The following is a 17696-nucleotide window of genomic DNA, read 5'->3' as shown; positions in this document are numbered from 1 at the left end:
CTAACCTAATTTCATATTATCAATGCCGACAATCTTGTCGTAGAGAATGTACAGTGCGACTACTAGTAAAAGCAGTATAGTCCCTAATGCCGCGGCTAGGCCCCAGTTCAGAGATCCAGATATATGATAGGCGATGAAGTTACTTATCAAGGTTCCTTGCGTTCCACCTACCAGCGCTGGCGTTATGTAGTAACCGATGGATAAGATAAAGACTAAAATTCCTCCGGCTCCTATTCCAGCTATCGTATTTGGAAAATAAACCCGTCTAAAGGCAGTAAAGGATGTGGCACCCATTGAGCGAGCAGCACGGACATAGCTCGGGTTAATTGTTTTCATAACACTGAACAAGGGCAATATCATAAACGGAAGCAATATATGCGTCATGGCTATGACGGTACCCGTTTGATTGTGAATCATCGCCAGTCGGCCTTCATCGGTTATCAAACCGATGGCAAACAGGAAGTCATTGATGACACCTTCCTTCTGTAGCAGTGCTATCCAGGAGCTTGTTCGAACTAATAGTGATGTCCAGAAAGGTAATAGCACCAGAATAATTAACAGGTTACTGGTACTGGTCTTTAATGTGGCCAGGAGATAGGCAATTGGATAACCTAACAGTACGGTGAGAAAGGTAATGAGAAAACTGAGCCATAAGGTTCTTTTGAATAGATTTAGATAAATACGACTGTCATCATCTTTCCATTGCATACCGTTAGCATCGTATTTCATGTCAACAGCAGAAAGGAAATAGGATTTAGTGTATTTGCCACTTTCTCGATGAAGGATTTCCCAGGTATCTACCTGGCCCCATTTTTTATCAATTTTTATTAGGGCCTCTTTATAGGAGGTTGTTAATTTTTCAGGTTCGAGCTTTCTCAGGTTTCGACCAGTCTTGCGGAACAGGCTAGAGATACCTGATTTCTCATAGTTCAGGCGTTTGCCTAAACGATTAATTGTTTTTGCTTGTGCAGCTACTTTTCCATCTGTGATAAAAGCTTTGAAGACTTCTTCATCAGGTGTATTCCCTGATAATGGATCCCATTTTGCCAATAAAGGTGCGGTCGTAGGTAAAATTTCAGCGAAAATCTGGTTGTCTACGCTGCGAACCAGCATATAAGCAATGGGGATGATGAATGTAATTAGTATGAATAGAAATAGTGGTGCAACTAGCAATAAAGCATTACGTTTTTTTCTGCGCAGTGAACGTTGTAAACTTAACTTTAAAGAAATGCCGTCTGCTGTTTTTAAAGTTGATGTATCGCTTTGACTCATGCTAATTCCAGCGGATTAAGGTTGATAAAGGTCTTGGTATTTAAAACCTGATCGGAGAGATTCACTCTCCGATCAAATTTGTAGTGCTAAATTTTTCTAAAATCTAACTTAGCTTTTTGCTAACCAAGCTTCAAACTTCTCTGCAAGCTCTTCTTTGCGATCAGCCCAGAAGTTAATATCTTTGAACAGTGTATTTTTAGCATTCACTGGGTTTGTTGGCATATGAGGAGCCATATCTATCCCAAGTTCAGCATGCTTACCTACTAATGCAGCAGATGACTTACGAGCTGGTCCATAAGAAATATATTTTGCCTGATCAGCAAGACGCTGTGTGTCAGTTGCAAATTTCAAGTACTTATAAACTTCTTCAAGATGTGGTGCACCTTTTGGAATGATCCAACCATCTAACTCAAATAATTGAGCATCCCACATCATACCTACAGGTTGCTTGTTCTCTACGATAGCTGAGAATAAACGACCGTTATAAGCAGAAGCCATGACTACTTCACCATCAGCCAATAACTGACCTGGTTGAGCGCCTTTTGTCCACCAAACAACATCTTTCTTGATGGTATCTAGCTTTTTGAATGCACGTTTTACACCTTCATCAGTTCCTAATACTTCGTATACGTCTTTACCAGCAACACCGTCAGCCATTAAAGCCCACTCAAGGTTACCTACTGGGTTCTTTTGTAAAGCACGTTTGCCTGGATATTTTTTAGTATCAAAAACATCATTTATGCTTGTTGGTGGAGTGCTTCCAACTTTGTCAGTACGAAAACCTATAGTCGTTGAATAAACAATTTGTGGAATGAAACATGGTGAAACTAAAGCATCACCAAAGTCTACTGAAGGAAGTGTTCCATCAGGAGCAGGTGCAAGTAACTTGTCATGATCGATTTCTATTGCTAGACCTTCGTCACATAGTGCTACAGCATCATCTGGAACTACATCAACCAAATCCCATGATATCTTTCCTGCTTCTGCCTGAGCACGTAACTTTGATGCGCCTTCAGCAGCGGAATCGTCATTCACGATTTTAACATCAGGATTCATTTTCATGTAAGGCTCGTGATAAGCCTTTGTCTGACTCTTTGTATAAGCTCCACCCCAAGACACAACAACCATTTCGGTTTCTGCCTGAGCTGTGCTTACGCTTGCTGCAAGTATTGCAGTAGCAAGGCTACATTGGATAAAAGTTTTCATTATTTATTAATCTCCTTTGATGGTAATAATGGTCTTGATTAATTGTGCGACAATTTAGTTTTCTCACACGGGTATGAGGCAAATGCCTAATCTTTCAGATGACTCTCGGATTAAGAGTTCATTAATTGTTCGTTGCATCTAGTGCACGACAATCATATTCATTCCAGCCGATCTTAACGGTATCGCCTTTATTCAGGTCAGCATGGTGTGAAGAATTGGGAATCTTCACATAGAAATTATCGTTTCCACAGACTTCCATACGAGTACGAATATGGTCGCCTAAATAAATGAGTTCTGCGGCTTTAGCCTCGAATACATTAGGTACTTGCCCAGGTTCAGGGTTAACAATGACTCTTTCAGGACGAATTGATAAGGTTGATGGTTTACCAACACCTGCAATATTTATTTTATTGGCTTTTATTTCGGAGCCATCTTCGGTTTTCACAACACAGCCGTTTTCTGTTTCGCTCGTAACGATGCCATGTAAGCAATTATTATCACCAATAAAATCTGCAACGAATGCATTTTCAGGCTCTTCGTACAGAATATTTGGTGGTGCCAACTGCTGAATCACACCCGCATCGAATACTGCTACGCGATCAGACATAGTGAGTGCTTCACTTTGGTCATGCGTTACATATAAAACCGTTACACCAAGTCTTTCGTGTATGTGTTTGATTTCATACTGCATTTGCTCACGTAAATTCTTATCTAGTGCGCCTAAAGGCTCATCCATTAGAACCACGTCTGGATCAAATACGAGCGATCTTGCTACAGCAACACGTTGTTGCTGACCACCTGATAATTGGGCTGGGCGACGATCAGCAAATGAACCGAGCTGTACCATATCCAATGCATTTTTAACTTTTTCTTCGCGTTCGGATTTTCCCATTTTGCGAACTTCTAAGGGAAAGGCTAAATTCTCGCCGATAGTCATGTGTGGGAATAGGGCGTAGCTTTGGAATACCATACCGATTCCACGCTTATGTGGAGGGACTCGGTTTATAGGAATATTATCTAAGAATATTTCGCCGTGTGTTGCTGGCTCAAACCCAGCGAGCATCATTAGGCAGGTTGTTTTGCCTGACCCTGAAGGGCCTAACATGGTGAGAAACTCACCTTTTGCCATATTTAAATTTAGGTCTTTAACAACGAGAATTTCGCCATCGTAACTCTTTTGAACATTTTCGAATCTAACTAGGTAATCTTCTTTGTTTTCAGGCATAAATTTATGGGTCTGTGTTTTATTATTAAAAAAGCTGTACGTTTACATTAATTCTGTAAAAAATATAGGTTAAGGAATATTCATTGTCAAACTTATGATTAATATAAATTTTAGATGCGTCTAATATGTATTTATATGTCGTTTTATGACAAATAACAGGATTAAATGCTGTTTTTTATGGTGCTTTCGCGATTTTTATTTATATGTTTAAAATGTTATATATTTCGAAGGTCGTTATAGCTTGTATCTTTAATTTCTTCACTGACTATATGAGTGTGAGTAAGGGATACAGAAGGTAATGTACCTAAGCCTTTGCCAAGAAATTCTCTATATTGCTGAATATCACTAAAACGGAGTTTTAACAGGTAATCAAAGCCTCCTGCAATCATATGGCATTCTAAAATTTCTGAATAATTATTGACTCTATCGGCGAATTCTTGAAAAACTTTGTTGTTCGTTTTCTCGAGTGTGACCTCAATAAATACTAGCAAAGAGGTATTCGTTTTAATTGGACAAACAACAGCATGGTAACCTTGTATCACTTCAGCTTTTTCAAGGCGTTTGACTCTTTCCAGGCAGGGTGTGGGGCTTAGATTTACTCGTTTGGATAATTCAACATTTGAGATTCGTGCGTTATTTTGTAGCTCTTGAAGAATGCGTTTATCTATGGCATCCAGTAAGAGTATTTTGTTTTTTTCAATCACGATATTTCATCCTGTTGATCAATTATAAGTTTAATATTTGTTCTCTGTAATACAGAGATAGAGGAATATTATGCCAAATAAGTTCAAATTAAAGCATCTTAATACTAAATTAATTATTTATGGCATTTGATTGAAATAAAGGTCACCCCCCTACTTATGAATGATATTAGGTTTTTGTTTTTTAAAAACGTAAATAGAGCCGAGCTGCGAGACAAAAGCTTTAGCTGACCCTTTAGGGTGAGGCGTAGCCGAATAATTTATGCTTCGCGAAGCCACTTTTTTAAACAGATAGGTACTTCTTGTATTGAGATACCAAGAAGTAAGACCAACTAGAGAATCTAACTAGAAAAACCATCAAAATTCACTAATTAAATAATGATAATAAAAAGAGGATAAATGATCGTATTAAATTATACTCTGAAAATATTGTGATATTTGTATAGGCCTAAATTTCGTTGACCATTAAAGATTTAACCACAGAAAAATTTTCTCCAAAGCACTTTGGGTTTCTGGCTATGCCCGGGTTTTCACTAATCGCTTATGCCGCCGCAATCGATACGCTTAGAATAGCCAATCGATTAGAAGGTAAAGAACTATATACATGGGAAACCATTACACCTAAAGATGAATTAGTGATAGCGAGTAATGGTCTGGAAGTAAAACCCAATCGTTTTTATAAAGACACTGATGCTTATGATGTGTTATTCGTTTGCGGTGGGGTGAAAATAAGTTCCACATGGACGGAATCCATTGGAAAATATCTACGTTATCAAGATAAAAGAGGTGTGGTGCTGGGTGCTTTATGTACTGGTGCTTATATTCTGGCTAAAGCAGGTTTACTCGAAGGTTATCGCTGTACTTTACATTGGGAAAATATTGCCTCAATGCGAGAAGAGTTCCCCCATTTAAATATCACTGATGATATCTATGAAGTGGATCGTAACCGATACACCTGCGCCGGTGGCACTACGCCATTTGATATGATGCATCACATTATTTCCAGGCAGTATGGAAGAGCGTTGGCAGCTTCAATCAGTGAAACTATACTGGTCGATCATGTGCGTAATATGACGGATCGACAACGCGTTCCTTTAAGGCAACAAATTGGAACCAGTCAACCTAAATTGACCGAAGCGGTTATGTTGATGGAAGCGAATATTGAAGATCCGTTAACACCGGACGAATTATCCAGTTTAGTGAGTATATCTAGACGTCAGTTAGAGCGTTTATTCCGAAGTTATTTGAATTGCACGCCCACTCAATATTATTTGGGTTTACGTTTGCGCAATGCGAGAAGACTGCTGTTACAGACTGAAAAAGCAATTATCGACATTTCATTAGTTTGCGGCTTTTCATCAGCCCCTCACTTTAGTAAATGCTATCGTGATATGTTTGGTTTACCACCACGCGATGAACGACGTCTTCTTCTTAAACGTGATGCGTCACCTGATACTTCTTCTTTAGCGGGTAGTGAAACAATCTGAGATAGGTGTTCGAAAGTATCTATCTTGTGTGGAATAGCCATTGCATTTACAAAGTAATCCTGAAAACTGGCTTCAGTCGCTGTTTCAATTTTTTCCATGCGAAGTACTTCATTTTCAATTTCTCGGCGTCCCGCTAAATTGGTTAATGCAATTCTGGCACCTGTGCCTGCGGCATTACCCACAGATTGGACTTGATCAAGAGGGCAGTCTGGAATCATCCCTAAGAGCATGGCGTATTTTGGGTCGATGTGTGCACCGAAGGCACCAGCAAAGCGAATCTGTTCAATTTTCTTGACGTTTATCTTATCCATCAATAACTGCACACTGGCATAAAGCGTTCCCTTCGCAAGCTGAATAGCGCGGATATCATTTTGGGTAATGAGCACGCCTGTTTCAGATTTTGCATCACCTTCGTCATTTTTATTGCCGACCATTTTATAAGCCCAGGTTTTTCCATCGCTAACAATTCTGGATGAAATACTGGCTTTTTCGCCATTGATGACACCGTCGGTAGTCACAATGCCCGCAAGATACATGGTGGCGATTGCTTCGATGATTCCTGAGCCACAGATTCCTGTAACTCCAGTTTCTCCGATAGTTTCATCGAAACCAGGTTCGTCAGACCAGAGATCTACCCCAATCACTTTATAGCGTGGTTCGAGTGTTTCAGGATTAATTCGAACTCTTTCAATTGCACCGGGAGCAGCACGTTGCCCATTATGTATTTGTGCACCTTCAAAGGCCGGTCCAGTAGGAGAAGAGGCTGCTACCAGTTTTTTCTTATTACCCAGAATAATTTCAGCATTGGTGCCCACATCGATGATGAGTGTCATCGCGTCATTTTTATAAGGTGCTTCAGATAGCACAACAGCAGCAGCATCAGCACCAACGTGTCCCGCAATACAAGGCGGTAAATAAACTTGTGCGCCAGCTGCTAAATGTAGATCTAAATCTCTAGCGGGTAGGGTCATCGAAGCTTGGGTTGCTAATGCGAATGGTGCTCCACCTAATTCAACTGGATCTATCCCAAGAAAAATATGGTGCATAACAGGATTACCGACAAAGGTCGCATCTAGCAGTAAATCTTTATTAATTGGCTTGTGGTTCGGTTGCTGTGAGGTATTTGCTTCAATCAACAGCTGATCAATTAAATGATTGATGCCTTCTCTGATAGCGGCTGTCATTTTAAGATCGCCACCTGGATTCATCATCGAGTATGAAACACGGCTCATCAGATCTTCACCAAATCGAATCTGCGGATTCATGATGCCGTGAGATGCGAGTACTTCACCAGTCGCTAGATTGCATAGATGTCCTGCAATCGTGGTGGAGCCAAGATCGACCGCCAAACCATAGGTATCTTCCTGTTTGCCAGGCCAAATACCAATAATGCGTTGATTCTCATAAATGGCTACGGTAACTGTCCATTTACCTTTTCGAAGTGCGGGTTGCAAATCGCGAAGTAGATGCGTTTCAATCGATAGATCGGTTAGATTACTTTCAAATTCAATGGCATCTTTTAACCGTTCTAAATCACCTGTGGGTGAATTTAAATCTGGCTCTTCAACATCGAGAGTGATTAATTTAACCGCTGGCTTATTCTCTATATCTAATACTGTTGCATCTTTGCGTATGACTTGTTGATGCGTTTGGCTTTCTGCTGGAACATCGATGACGATGTCACCTTGTATCTTTGCATTACAACTTAAACGAAATCCTTGCTCCAGATCTGCTTCACTGATGCGTTCTCTCTCAGCTGATGTAATAGGGGACAGATGAAGAGTTTCAGATGTGATTTGGTGTTTAGGAAATGAGCCAGTACTCAATTTAACTTTACAGCGTGTGCATAAGCCATTGCCACCACAGAGTGAGGCAACGTCTGCACCGAGTTCACGAGCAGCAGATAATACATCTGTGCCTTCTTTTATGTCTCCGCGAATACCTGATGGCGTAAAAACGACCTTAAAAGTGCTCATTCATTCATCTCAATCTAATTTTCATTTTCTAGTGCAGGAATTACGCAATAATCACTGGCATCCTCAGTGTGGATATTGCCTACTGTTTTTAAGTGGGTTGGTGTATCTAGAGTGCCTGCGCTAATACTCACTTGATTATCTTTATTGTTGTCCCAGAATATATTGCCACCACAATTTTCACAGAATCCTTTGTAGGTTCCAGGTGAACATTCATACCACTTTAAGGTACTTTCAGATTCCATCGTTAAGTGATCTTTATTAACTCGTGTCGCCGCAACATGATGACCACTGGTTTTACGACATTCTGAACAAAAACAATTAACAACATCTCGTGCGGGTCCATCGATTCGATATTTCACACCACCACAAAGGCAACTCCCTGTTAAATGAGAGCTTTCTTTATTATTAATGGTTAAAAGATCAGACATATCAACCTCTGCGACGACGGCGACCACCGCGCTCACGAGCACCTTCTGCTGCTGGTTCTCGATAACACGATAACCAATTCGCACAATCAGGGTCATTACCCATAACTACGTCTGCGGCACGAACAGCCTGAACGACTTCGGAGTGCAGTGGGTTAACGATAGCAGAGGTCATTCCTGCTCCCATCGCCATGCTGATAAATGAGGCATTAACCCCATTACGGTTTGGAATACCGAAGCTGAAATTCGAGGCTCCACAGGTTGTGTTTACTTTTAATTCATTGCGTAAGCGACTGATTAAATGGAGAACTTGTTTGCCGGCATCATTAATTGCGCCTACTGGCATGACCAGTGGATCCACAACAACATCTGCAGGGCTGATTCCATAATCTTGAGCGCGTTCTACTATTTTCTTTGCCACTTCAAAACGCACATCCGGATCTTCAGAAATACCTGTTTCATCATTTGATATTGCAACAACGGCACAGCCATATTTTTTTACTAAGGGTAAAACCACTTCTAATCTTTCTTCTTCGCCAGTAACCGAATTAACTAAAGCACGTCCCTGATACACTTCTAAACCGGCTTCTAAAGCAGCAACGATAGATGAGTCTATCGATAACGGCACATCGGTAATTGATTGTACAAGTTTGATCGTATCAGCCAATATTTTGGGTTCATCTGCAAGCGGAATACCTGCATTAATATCAAGCATTTGAGCGCCAGCGGCGATCTGTGCACGAACGTCTCTTTCTACACTGGTAAAGTCACCATTTTTCATTTCTTCTGCAAGAATCTTTCGCCCAGTTGGGTTTATTCTCTCGCCTATCATTACGAATGGCTTATCAAAGCCGATAATGACTTCTTTGCTGTGCGAATTTAAAACTGTGTGGGTCATGTTTCTCTCCAAATTACTCTGAATGATCTGAGTGTTTTATGTGCGAATGTGCATCTATTCTTATTTTTTAAGTTATTCCTGCGTCGAAGGTATCCAGGGTGTTCTATCACCCAAAACGCCTGATTTCATTACGAGTTCTCTAACGGCGGACTCTTGTCTGTATGCCATCACATGAATCCCTGCAACCCCCTGAATTTCTTTGAGTTGCTGCATTAATTCAATACAAATTTCTCGGCCTTCCTGTTTAGGATTTTCTGCGTCATCTAAACGTTTGATTACCCAGTCAGGAATGTGGATACCTGGCACATTGTCTCGAATCCAGGTTGCAGATCGGGCCGATGCCATGGGGCCAATACCGGCTAAAATAAAAACTTTATCAAGTAAGCCTTTGTCTCCGGCTCGATCGATGTATTCTTTGAAAACAGGGATGTCGAAACAATATTGTGTTTGTATAAATTGAGCGCCTGCTTCAATTTTTTTTGCCAAACGATCAACTCTGAATTCTTTTGGTTCTGCAAAAGGATTTGCTGCAGCGCCAAGAAATGAATGTGGTGGGGTGTCTAATTTACGACCACTCAAGAAACGGCTTTCATCTCGCATGGTTTTTAGGGTATTAAGTAAGGTTACAGAGTCTAAATCAAATACTGGTTTTGCTTCTGGGTGATCACCTGCTTGTACGCCATCACCTGTTAAACAAAGCATGTTTGCCACACCCATGGCTGATGCACCTAAAACATCTCCTTGAATAGCGATACGGTTTTTATCGCGGCAAGAAATTTGCATTACCATCGAATAGCCTTTACGAGTGAGTAAAGAACACACTCCCACGCTCGACATGTGACAGTTTGCACCGGAACCATCAGTGGCATTGATAGCATCAGCTACACCATCGAAAAGAGCAGCTTGTTTAAAGACCTCTTGTGGGTCAGCAGAATCAGGAGGAGCCATCTCTGAAGTTATCGTGAAATGGCCTTCACGTAATACACGTTCGAGTCGTCCAAAAGATGTATGACCGGGTAATATGGGTAGATTTTCACCGGGAATTGGCTCGTCCATAAAACTCATGACGAGGTATCCTTAGCAGACTTATTTTCGTGTTTAATTTTTATTTCATTTAGCCATGAAGAACGTCCTTTAAGACTATGATCTACCGCAATTTGTACATTTAAAATAGATTCTCTTGATCCAGCTATTGATTGATTATTGTTGATAATTTGATCGCCACGCCAGGCTTCAACCCATACACAACGCATATCGGGTTTTACTTCGCAATTGCCGTTAGCTCTCACGCCACCACAAGGGCCATTTCTTAATGTTTTAGGACAGTTCATGGGACATGACATGCCGGTTTCATGAAGTACACATTGACCGCACATTTGGCAGTCAAAGAGTAAGCCTTTTACGTGTTTTTCAACAAAGGCGACAGGCTTTTCAACACGCTCATAACCTATTTTTTTCCATACAGGGTGCAGGGCACTTAAAGTATTCTCTAATGTTTTATAAACGCTATTGAAGCTCTTCGCATGACTCACTGTCCATTTACGAACCGAGTACATTTTTAAGCGTCTCCGCCCGAGTTTGCCTGGTCTGTGTTTTCTGGGAGTAAGCCTTTGTTCCTGATGATTCCATCTAATTTTTCATCAGTGAACTCTGCTTCAATCTGATTAGCTACGCTCTCCACAAGTTCGTTTATATCACCTTCTTGTTTGGTATTTGTGCGCTTCCAGTCCTCAAGATAAGCATCGCTATCGATTTTCTTTGCGCGCATCGCGGCGCGGTCAATAGCTTCCTGAAAACGTGCTGGTAATAGTTTTTTTGCTCGTTTACGGCCTTCCTGAACGGTGACTTGCGATGGAATATCGCGCCAATAAATGATCACTACTTTAGGCACTAGGCTGTTTTCTCCAGAGAAGTGTTTAATGTCAGGTTTTCAATATTAATAACCTGATTTGATATTTTATTTAACTCGTCTTCCATTTCGCCATAACCAGTGAAAATGCGCTCATAAGCAAGACCAAGACGAGATGCGGATTCCTCAGCTTTCTGATCGAGTTCCGGGTTATCGGTTTGCGCTAAATAAATAAGTTTTTTGTAATTGCCAAAATACATTTCAAGCAGTTCCGGCTTACGATCAAGACCTAGCATTTTCCACACATAGGTCTCGAAATGCTGGGTAAGGAAATCAGTGAGATAAAAAGTGCCAATTTCGGCTTCATGCAAGTCATTAAAGGCATCATGACCGGTAAAAAACTGATAACAATGTGCCCCAGGTAATCTGCTTGTGCCGGTTTCTTCTAAAACAACATCTAATAACCCGCCAGTGCCGCAATCCCCATAAGCGACGAGAATTTCCCCGTCGTTATGTGTTCGAATCTGTGTGATTTTTTCGCGAACTGCATCAGGTATTAATGCCGGTGTTGAATGGTATTTCGCGGGCAGACAGTCAATATTAAAATGATCCCATTGGTTTAGTGTTTTCAATGCAACAAGCTCATTAGCCAGTGCACCACAAGCAATAATATTTAAAACTTGTTTAGGATCAGATTTCATCTCATCAACTAGCTCTGCGCAGAGCAACCTGCTCTTTGGCAATATCAACGGCAGAAGCGGCATCACGACAATAGGCATCCGCACCGACTGCTTCACTGAATTCTTCATTGAGTGGCGCACCGCCGACGAGCACGATATAGTCTTCACGCAAGCCTTGGGCAACCATCTCATCGATGACAACTTTCATATACGGCATAGTAGTAGTTAGTAGTGCAGACATTCCCAATATATCGGGTTTGTGTTCTTCAAGAGCCGCGAAAAAATCTTCGGCTGATTGATTGATGCCAAGATCGATCACTTCAAATCCTGCACCTTCCATCATCATCTTAACCAGGTTTTTACCGATATCGTGGATATCGCCTTTAACCGTTCCGATAACCATTTTGCCGGCACGACTGCCATCTGATGCTGATAGAAGAGGGCGTATTACTTCCATGCCGCCTTTCATTGCATTGGCAGATGAAAGCACTTCAGGAACGAATAATATGCCATCTCTGAAATCAATGCCGACGATGGTCATGCCACCCACTAACGCTTTGGTTAAAACATCTCCCGCTTCCCAACCACGTTTTAATAGAATTTCTGTTCCTTCAATGACTTCTTCTCTGAGACCATCATAGAGATCGTCTTGCATTTGTTCGACTAACTCATCGTCATCGAGTGCATTTAAATCAATATCTTCTTCGTCGTCATAGTTTGAATCATTATCGTTTTCAGCCATATTTAAACCCTATGTTAAACCCTGTAAAAGTGAACCTGATTAGTAAGCGCATTTCTGTAATTTAATAAAGTGTATGGTTTAACGATTAATTCTGCTCCAGAATTAACGACTTACCGTTATCTGATTACGACGTACTTGGGTGAAACTACAAAAACCTCATACGCATATCCTAGGTAAAGGTTCTAATGCTGAAATTAAAATCATAAATTAATTAAAGTAAGAGCTAAAATTAAACGAAAACTAAACGTAAATAAATGAGTGTTGACTGTTAAACGCAAGTGATAGGAGAGAAGTTATGGATAAAGAAAGATTTGAATTGGGCTTAAACCAACGGAAAGCGACGCTAGGGGCCGAATATGTAGAAAACACGCTTCAATCCGCAGATGATTTTAGCCGACCGTTTCAGGAAATGATGACCGAATGGTGCTGGGGATTTGGCTGGGGCGATGACGTAATCGATCTAAAAACACGATCACTGATGAATCTCACCATGATTGCGGCATTAGGGAAAATGCAGGAATGGGAATTACACCTGAAAGGCGCGTTAAAAAATGGCGCATCGGTTGAAGAAATTCGGGCAGCCATTCATGCCATTGCGATCTATTGTGGTGTGCCACAAGGGGTAGAATGTTTTCGTATTGCGCGAGAGGTTTTAGAAGCCGAAGGTAAGCTTTAATCTAAAAAAGTGCCTCAAAGTAGGGGGGTGACTAATATTGGTTCTTAAATACCTTGTTTTAAGTCGTTGCCAGTTGTGGTTGGCGTTTTGCCCATGGTCGTTCATCAATGGGTAAATGGATAATTGCCGAGAACCCGCCCACTCCAACCCCAATCCACCACACAATATTGTAGTTACCAAATAAATCGTAAAGGCTTCCACCTAGCCAGACACCGAGGAATCCGCCGAGTTGGTGTGAGAAAAACACCAGTCCATAAAGCGTGCCCATATAACGTAAGCCATAGATATGCGCAATCAGTCCTGAGGTTAATGGCACCGTTGCTAACCAGAGTGCGCCCATAGTGACAGAGAAAAATACCACAGAAGCAGGTGTTATCGGATTAAGAATAAATAGCGCAGCGATAATTGTGCGCAACATGTAAATGCTTGCTAATAAATACTTTCTTGAATATCTGCTTCCGAGCCAGCCAGCGAGTAAAGTGCCTCCAATATTAAACACACCGATGATGGCTATCGATACCGCACCAAGCGTCGTGGTACTCGAAACCCCAAGCGTTTGCATGATGCTGTCGGGCGAAATAACGCTACACATTTCCGCAATAAACGCGGGGAAGTGCGCGGTGATAAATGCAAGCTGGTAACCACAGGAGAAAAAGCCAAGGAAGATAAAAGCAAAGGTGGGGTCTTTAAAAGCCTTCTTTAAAACAGCACCCAGGGATTCATCATTTTTTTCAACTTTAGGTGGCGGTGGCACGCGCATAAAGGTTAATGCGAATAATGACAATAAGATAAACCCTGCAAACATCATGAAAACAGATTGCCATTGCATGCTTTGAAGCATGGCTTGCGCTAACGGAGGCCCCACAATCTGACCAGCAGAACCAGCTGCCGTTGCGATTCCAAGAGCCATGGAGCGGTGTTTATCAGATGCGGCGCGCCCAACGACCGCTAAAATAACGCCGAAACCAGTTCCGGCAATTCCAAAACCAACCAGAATTTCCAGAAACTGGTGTTGACCAGGGGTAATCGCAAACGAAGAAAATATCAAACCCGCGGCATAAAAAAGTGCACCCGTGATAATCGCTTTACGGTCGCCATATTTCTCTGCAAGCGCACCAAAAATAGGTTGCCCGATACCCCAGAACAGATTTTGAATGGCAATGGCAAAAGAAAAATCAGCCCTTAACCAGCTGAATTCAGTGGCGATAGGAATTTGAAAAACACCAAATGACGCCCTGATAGCGAAGCTCACCAGAATAATGATACAGCCCGCAATTAATACAGGCGTGAATAAGGAAGTACTCTTGGTTGTCGTGTCAGCAGTAGTCATAGTAACGATGTTTAGGGAGAAGTAACTTCTCGGATTAAATAATTATAGACACAATCGGAGTCGTGCATAGTTTTTAGTGATAGTTTGTTTAACGATGATCAAAATAGTCTTATTGCAAAAACATATCTAATTGTTAATACAGAACTATGTCATCAGGAAATCGGATTAGCTTTAGGGGATTATTAAAAAAGTGCCTAATGCTAAAGCTAATAATCGAGTTTAACGTTTCTACAAGACGAAACGAAAAGCTCGCTAAAAGGTGGGGGGTGTCATTTTTACGTCATTCTTAATCACCGTTGCGACATCTATTTAAGCCTTAATGAAAGTAGCTTGGTTTGGTGGGATAATTGAGAGCTAATTCCATAATCCTAAGTAAAAAAACATGTCGACACTATTAAATGATTTACTAGAAGAAAAAGGCGTTCTCTTAGCAGACGGTGCAACTGGCTCTAATCTATTTGGTGTGGGCTTGCAGACAGGTGATGCACCAGAGCTTTGGAATACTGATCACCCCGATAGGATTTCGCAGCACTACCGTAATTTTGTTGAAGCGGGTTCTGACATCATCTTGACCAATACTTTTGGTGGCACACATTTTCGAATGAAATTGCACGGCGCAGAAAAACGTGTCGAAGAACTCAATGTCAATGGTGTTAAATTACTCAAAGCTGAAATTGAAAAATCAGGTCGTCAAATTGTCTGTGCTGGTTCAATGGGGCCAACGGGTGAGCTTGTTGTACCGTTAGGAACTATGACTCATGAACAGGCTGTTGAAGCTTTTCGTGAACAAGCAGAAGCGTTGAAGAAAGGCGGCGTAGATGTTTTCTGGATTGAGACACTGTCATCTAAAGAAGAAGCAGCAGCTGCTGTTGAAGCCTGTGCAGGTTTAGGTTTGCCGATTGTGACTACTTACAGTATCGACACCAATGGTCGCACTATGATGGGCTTATCTCCAGATGATATCGTGAAAGCCTCAGATGATATGCCTACACCACTGATTGCATTTGGCTCTAACTGCGGTATCGGCGCGGCAGAGTTACTCGCGGCGGTTGTGAATATCAGAACTGCATTGGGTGATAAAGCTGATGAGACGATTATTATCTCGAAAGCCAATTGCGGCGTACCACAGTATATCGATGGCGAAATCGTCTACAGCGGAACAGAAGCAATCATGGCAGACTATGCTGGGATGGCTATAGATGCAGGTGCCAGAATCATTGGTGGTTGTTGCGGTACATCTTATAACCACGTAGCCGCAATGCGCAAAGCGATTGATAACCATACCAAGGGCGAATCTCCCAGTAAGGAAGAAATTGAACAGCGTTTGGGTGAGTTAAGCACTGGCGCAATTGCTCAATTGGAAGGCAAGTTATCTATTGCTGAAGGGGCGTATGTGCAGAAGGATGCACCGAGACGTTCTCGTCGTAGGAAATAATACTTATAGAGAAAGTGCCTCGCACAGCATAAATTCCAAAATCGTTTTAAAGCAATAAAAACGAGTTGTCATTCAAAAGTAGGGGGGTGTCATTATTTAAATGCACCCCTCTACTTATAAGCACTTTTTGATTTTTATTATAGGCATCAGTGTTTTTCGTAGATCTGCTTGTTTGTATGGCGCATTGCACAAACTATCCATAACTCCCCATCACTTTCTGCAAAGCAATTTTTTATAGTTTAAGTCCTAACATAAAAAAAGGTTTTCAAAGTGCACGTGAAAATGATTCTTCCTTCTTTGCAGGAAGCTGGTACTCCTGAGTGGAGGCCTATTAAGTACTCTCTATTTCCTCCGCTTGGTTTGGCTACTCTAGCTGCCTATCTTGATTCCGGTGATAATGTAGAGCTGGTTGATCAACACGTTGAAACGCTTAAATTGGATGATGAGCCTGATCTAGTGATTATTCAGGTATATATCACCAGTGCATCCCGTGCTTATGCGATTGCAGATCATTATCGTGCTAAAGGTTGTTATGTTTGCCTCGGTGGCTTGCATGTGACTTCCTTACCTGAAGAGGCAGCGCTCCATGCTGATTCTATTTTTCTAGGGCCGGGGGAAGAAACCTTTCCGCAATTTCTAGATGATTTTCGTATGGGTGTTGCGCAATCACGTTATTTTTCCAGTGTGCGAACACTAGAAAAACTGCCTCCAATTCGGCGTGATCTTATCAAGCGGGAAAAGTACCTGGTTCCGAATTCTATCGTGGTCACGCGTGGTTGTCCGTATCACTGCACCTTTTGTTATAAGGATGCCTTTTTTGAAGGTGGTAAGTCTTTTTATACTCAAAGAGTCGATGATGCATTAGCAGAAATTGATCGTCTGCCGGGTAAGCATCTCTATTTTCTTGATGATCATCTTCTGGGAGATCCACGCTTTGCCAAAGCATTGTTTGATGGCATGAAAGGAATGGGGCGTTTGTTTCAGGGGGCATCTACCGTCAATGCAATTCTCAAAGGTGATTTGATAGAGCGTGCGGCTGATGCCGGAATGCGAAGTGTCTTTATCGGTTTTGAATCTCTTGGAAATAACAGCTTGGCCTTTTCCAATAAGCAACAAAATATAGGGCGTGACTACGACAAAGTAATACGTCGGCTGGATGATTTAGGCATTAAAATTAACGCCAGTTTTGTATTTGGTTTAGACGGTGATACGCCCGATGTTTTTGATCAAACCGTGGATTGGGCAGTTTCTAAAGGAATAACTACTTCTACTTTTCATATAGCCACACCATATCCGAGCACAGAATACTATCGTCAAATGCAAGCTCAGGGACGTTTAATGACCAATAACTGGGATTTATACGATACTCGAAATGTGGTTTTTGAACCCAAAGGTATGACTCAGGAACAGCTAAAATCGGGTTATGAACGCGCTTATCAAGATTTTTACTCCTGGAAAAATATCTATCGTTCCAGTCAACAACATGCCAACTTGAACCAGCGTTTTAGACACTTTGCCTATAGCTCAGGCTGGAAGAAAATGGAGCCAGTGTGGAATTACGCGATTCAATCTGGCTTACTGGAGAAAATGCGAAAGGTATTGGAAATTACCTTGGATGGTAAGCAAAAAGAGGCAAGATCAGATGATGTACATACACTGCAAAGAGAATGAAGCGCCCAGGCGTACTATTCGTAAGTAGTATGTTTTAATAATTTAATCACCCCCCATATATGGTCTCCTCCATTTTTGCAAAATAATATTCAACCGTTTTGACAGGGATAGATTTGCTTCCAT

General features: G+C 41.5%; 17 protein-coding genes. 4 read left to right on the top strand and 13 right to left on the bottom strand.

Annotation, left to right across the window (positions count from 1 at the left end; all coding sequences use genetic code 11):
- From Q1A31_RS19670 to Q1A31_RS19655, 4 genes are all read right to left on the bottom strand, one after another.
- Positions 1–1272, bottom strand: coding sequence for an ABC transporter permease (locus Q1A31_RS19670; protein WP_299881073.1), 1272 nt, complete (start codon positions 1270–1272; stop codon positions 1–3).
- A 108-nt stretch (positions 1273–1380) separates the two neighbouring features.
- Positions 1381–2478 (bottom strand): ABC transporter substrate-binding protein, encoded by a 1098-nt coding sequence (locus Q1A31_RS19665; protein WP_299881071.1) that lies wholly within the window; start codon positions 2476–2478, stop codon positions 1381–1383.
- Between the two features lie 121 nt (positions 2479–2599).
- Complete coding sequence (locus tag Q1A31_RS19660) at positions 2600–3703, bottom strand: ABC transporter ATP-binding protein (protein ID WP_299881069.1); 1104 nt, start codon at positions 3701–3703, stop codon at positions 2600–2602.
- A 215-nt stretch (positions 3704–3918) separates the two neighbouring features.
- The gene (locus Q1A31_RS19655; protein ID WP_299881067.1) at positions 3919–4407 is read right to left on the bottom strand and encodes a winged helix-turn-helix transcriptional regulator; all 489 of its coding nucleotides are present in this window, start codon (positions 4405–4407) and stop codon (positions 3919–3921) included.
- A gap of 455 nt (positions 4408–4862) precedes the next feature.
- Between Q1A31_RS19655 and Q1A31_RS19650 the strand changes: the two genes are divergently transcribed.
- Positions 4863–5891, top strand: a complete 1029-nt coding sequence (locus Q1A31_RS19650) for a GlxA family transcriptional regulator (protein WP_299881065.1) — start codon at positions 4863–4865, stop codon at positions 5889–5891.
- Here the strand turns inward: Q1A31_RS19650 and Q1A31_RS19645 are convergent.
- The 8 genes from Q1A31_RS19645 to Q1A31_RS19610 all read right to left on the bottom strand — a co-directional run bounded on the left by Q1A31_RS19645 (position 5786) and on the right by Q1A31_RS19610 (position 12461).
- Positions 5786–7867 (bottom strand): ASKHA domain-containing protein, encoded by a 2082-nt coding sequence (locus tag Q1A31_RS19645; protein WP_299881063.1) that lies wholly within the window; start codon positions 7865–7867, stop codon positions 5786–5788. The genes Q1A31_RS19650 and Q1A31_RS19645 overlap by 106 nt on opposite strands.
- Positions 7868–7881: 14 nt before the next feature.
- Positions 7882–8331 (bottom strand): GFA family protein, encoded by a 450-nt coding sequence (locus Q1A31_RS19640; protein WP_299881061.1) that lies wholly within the window; start codon positions 8329–8331, stop codon positions 7882–7884.
- Complete coding sequence (locus tag Q1A31_RS19635) at positions 8297–9190, bottom strand: dihydropteroate synthase (RefSeq protein ID WP_299881059.1); 894 nt, start codon at positions 9188–9190, stop codon at positions 8297–8299. Before Q1A31_RS19635 ends, Q1A31_RS19640 begins: the two co-directional genes overlap by 35 nt.
- Positions 9191–9262: 72 nt before the next feature.
- Positions 9263–10255 carry a methylenetetrahydrofolate reductase gene (locus Q1A31_RS19630; RefSeq protein ID WP_299881057.1) on the bottom strand — a complete coding sequence of 331 codons (993 nt, stop codon included), beginning with the start codon at positions 10253–10255 and terminating at the stop codon, positions 9263–9265.
- Positions 10252–10746 carry a methylenetetrahydrofolate reductase C-terminal domain-containing protein gene (locus tag Q1A31_RS19625; protein WP_299881055.1) on the bottom strand — a complete coding sequence of 165 codons (495 nt, stop codon included), beginning with the start codon at positions 10744–10746 and terminating at the stop codon, positions 10252–10254. Before Q1A31_RS19625 ends, Q1A31_RS19630 begins: the two co-directional genes overlap by 4 nt.
- A 2-nt stretch (positions 10747–10748) precedes the next feature.
- Positions 10749–11081: a virulence factor gene (locus Q1A31_RS19620; RefSeq protein WP_299881053.1), complete on the bottom strand. Its 333-nt coding sequence runs from the start codon at positions 11079–11081 to the stop codon at positions 10749–10751.
- Positions 11081–11848, bottom strand: a complete 768-nt coding sequence (locus Q1A31_RS19615; RefSeq protein ID WP_299881051.1) for a DUF1638 domain-containing protein — start codon at positions 11846–11848, stop codon at positions 11081–11083. Before Q1A31_RS19615 ends, Q1A31_RS19620 begins: the two co-directional genes overlap by 1 nt.
- Positions 11745–12461 carry a B12-binding domain-containing protein gene (locus Q1A31_RS19610; RefSeq protein ID WP_299881049.1) on the bottom strand — a complete coding sequence of 239 codons (717 nt, stop codon included), beginning with the start codon at positions 12459–12461 and terminating at the stop codon, positions 11745–11747. The genes Q1A31_RS19615 and Q1A31_RS19610 overlap by 104 nt, the downstream gene beginning before the upstream one ends.
- A gap of 295 nt (positions 12462–12756) precedes the next feature.
- Between Q1A31_RS19610 and Q1A31_RS19605 the strand changes: the two genes are divergently transcribed.
- Entirely contained in the window at positions 12757–13137 is a 381-nt protein-coding gene (locus Q1A31_RS19605) for a carboxymuconolactone decarboxylase family protein (protein WP_299881047.1), read from the top strand.
- A 58-nt stretch (positions 13138–13195) separates the two neighbouring features.
- Here Q1A31_RS19605 and Q1A31_RS19600 read toward each other — a convergent pair whose 3' ends face one another.
- On the bottom strand, positions 13196–14467 hold the full coding sequence (locus tag Q1A31_RS19600; protein WP_299881045.1) for an MFS transporter: 1272 nt from the start codon (positions 14465–14467) through the stop codon (positions 13196–13198).
- Between the two features lie 382 nt (positions 14468–14849).
- Here Q1A31_RS19600 and bmt point away from each other — a divergent pair, with 382 nt between their 5' ends.
- The gene (gene bmt, locus Q1A31_RS19595) at positions 14850–15902 is read left to right on the top strand and encodes a betaine--homocysteine S-methyltransferase (protein WP_299881043.1); all 1053 of its coding nucleotides are present in this window, start codon (positions 14850–14852) and stop codon (positions 15900–15902) included.
- A 282-nt stretch (positions 15903–16184) separates the two neighbouring features.
- Positions 16185–17573 (top strand): radical SAM protein, encoded by a 1389-nt coding sequence (locus tag Q1A31_RS19590; RefSeq protein WP_299881041.1) that lies wholly within the window; start codon positions 16185–16187, stop codon positions 17571–17573.
- Positions 17574–17696: the final 123 nt, after the last annotated feature.

Source organism: uncultured Cocleimonas sp. (assembly GCF_947495625.1).
Lineage (GTDB): Bacteria > Pseudomonadota > Gammaproteobacteria > Thiotrichales > Thiotrichaceae > Cocleimonas.
The sequence above is the reverse complement of the archived record's forward strand: the minus strand, read 5'-3'. Positions and strand labels throughout refer to the sequence as shown.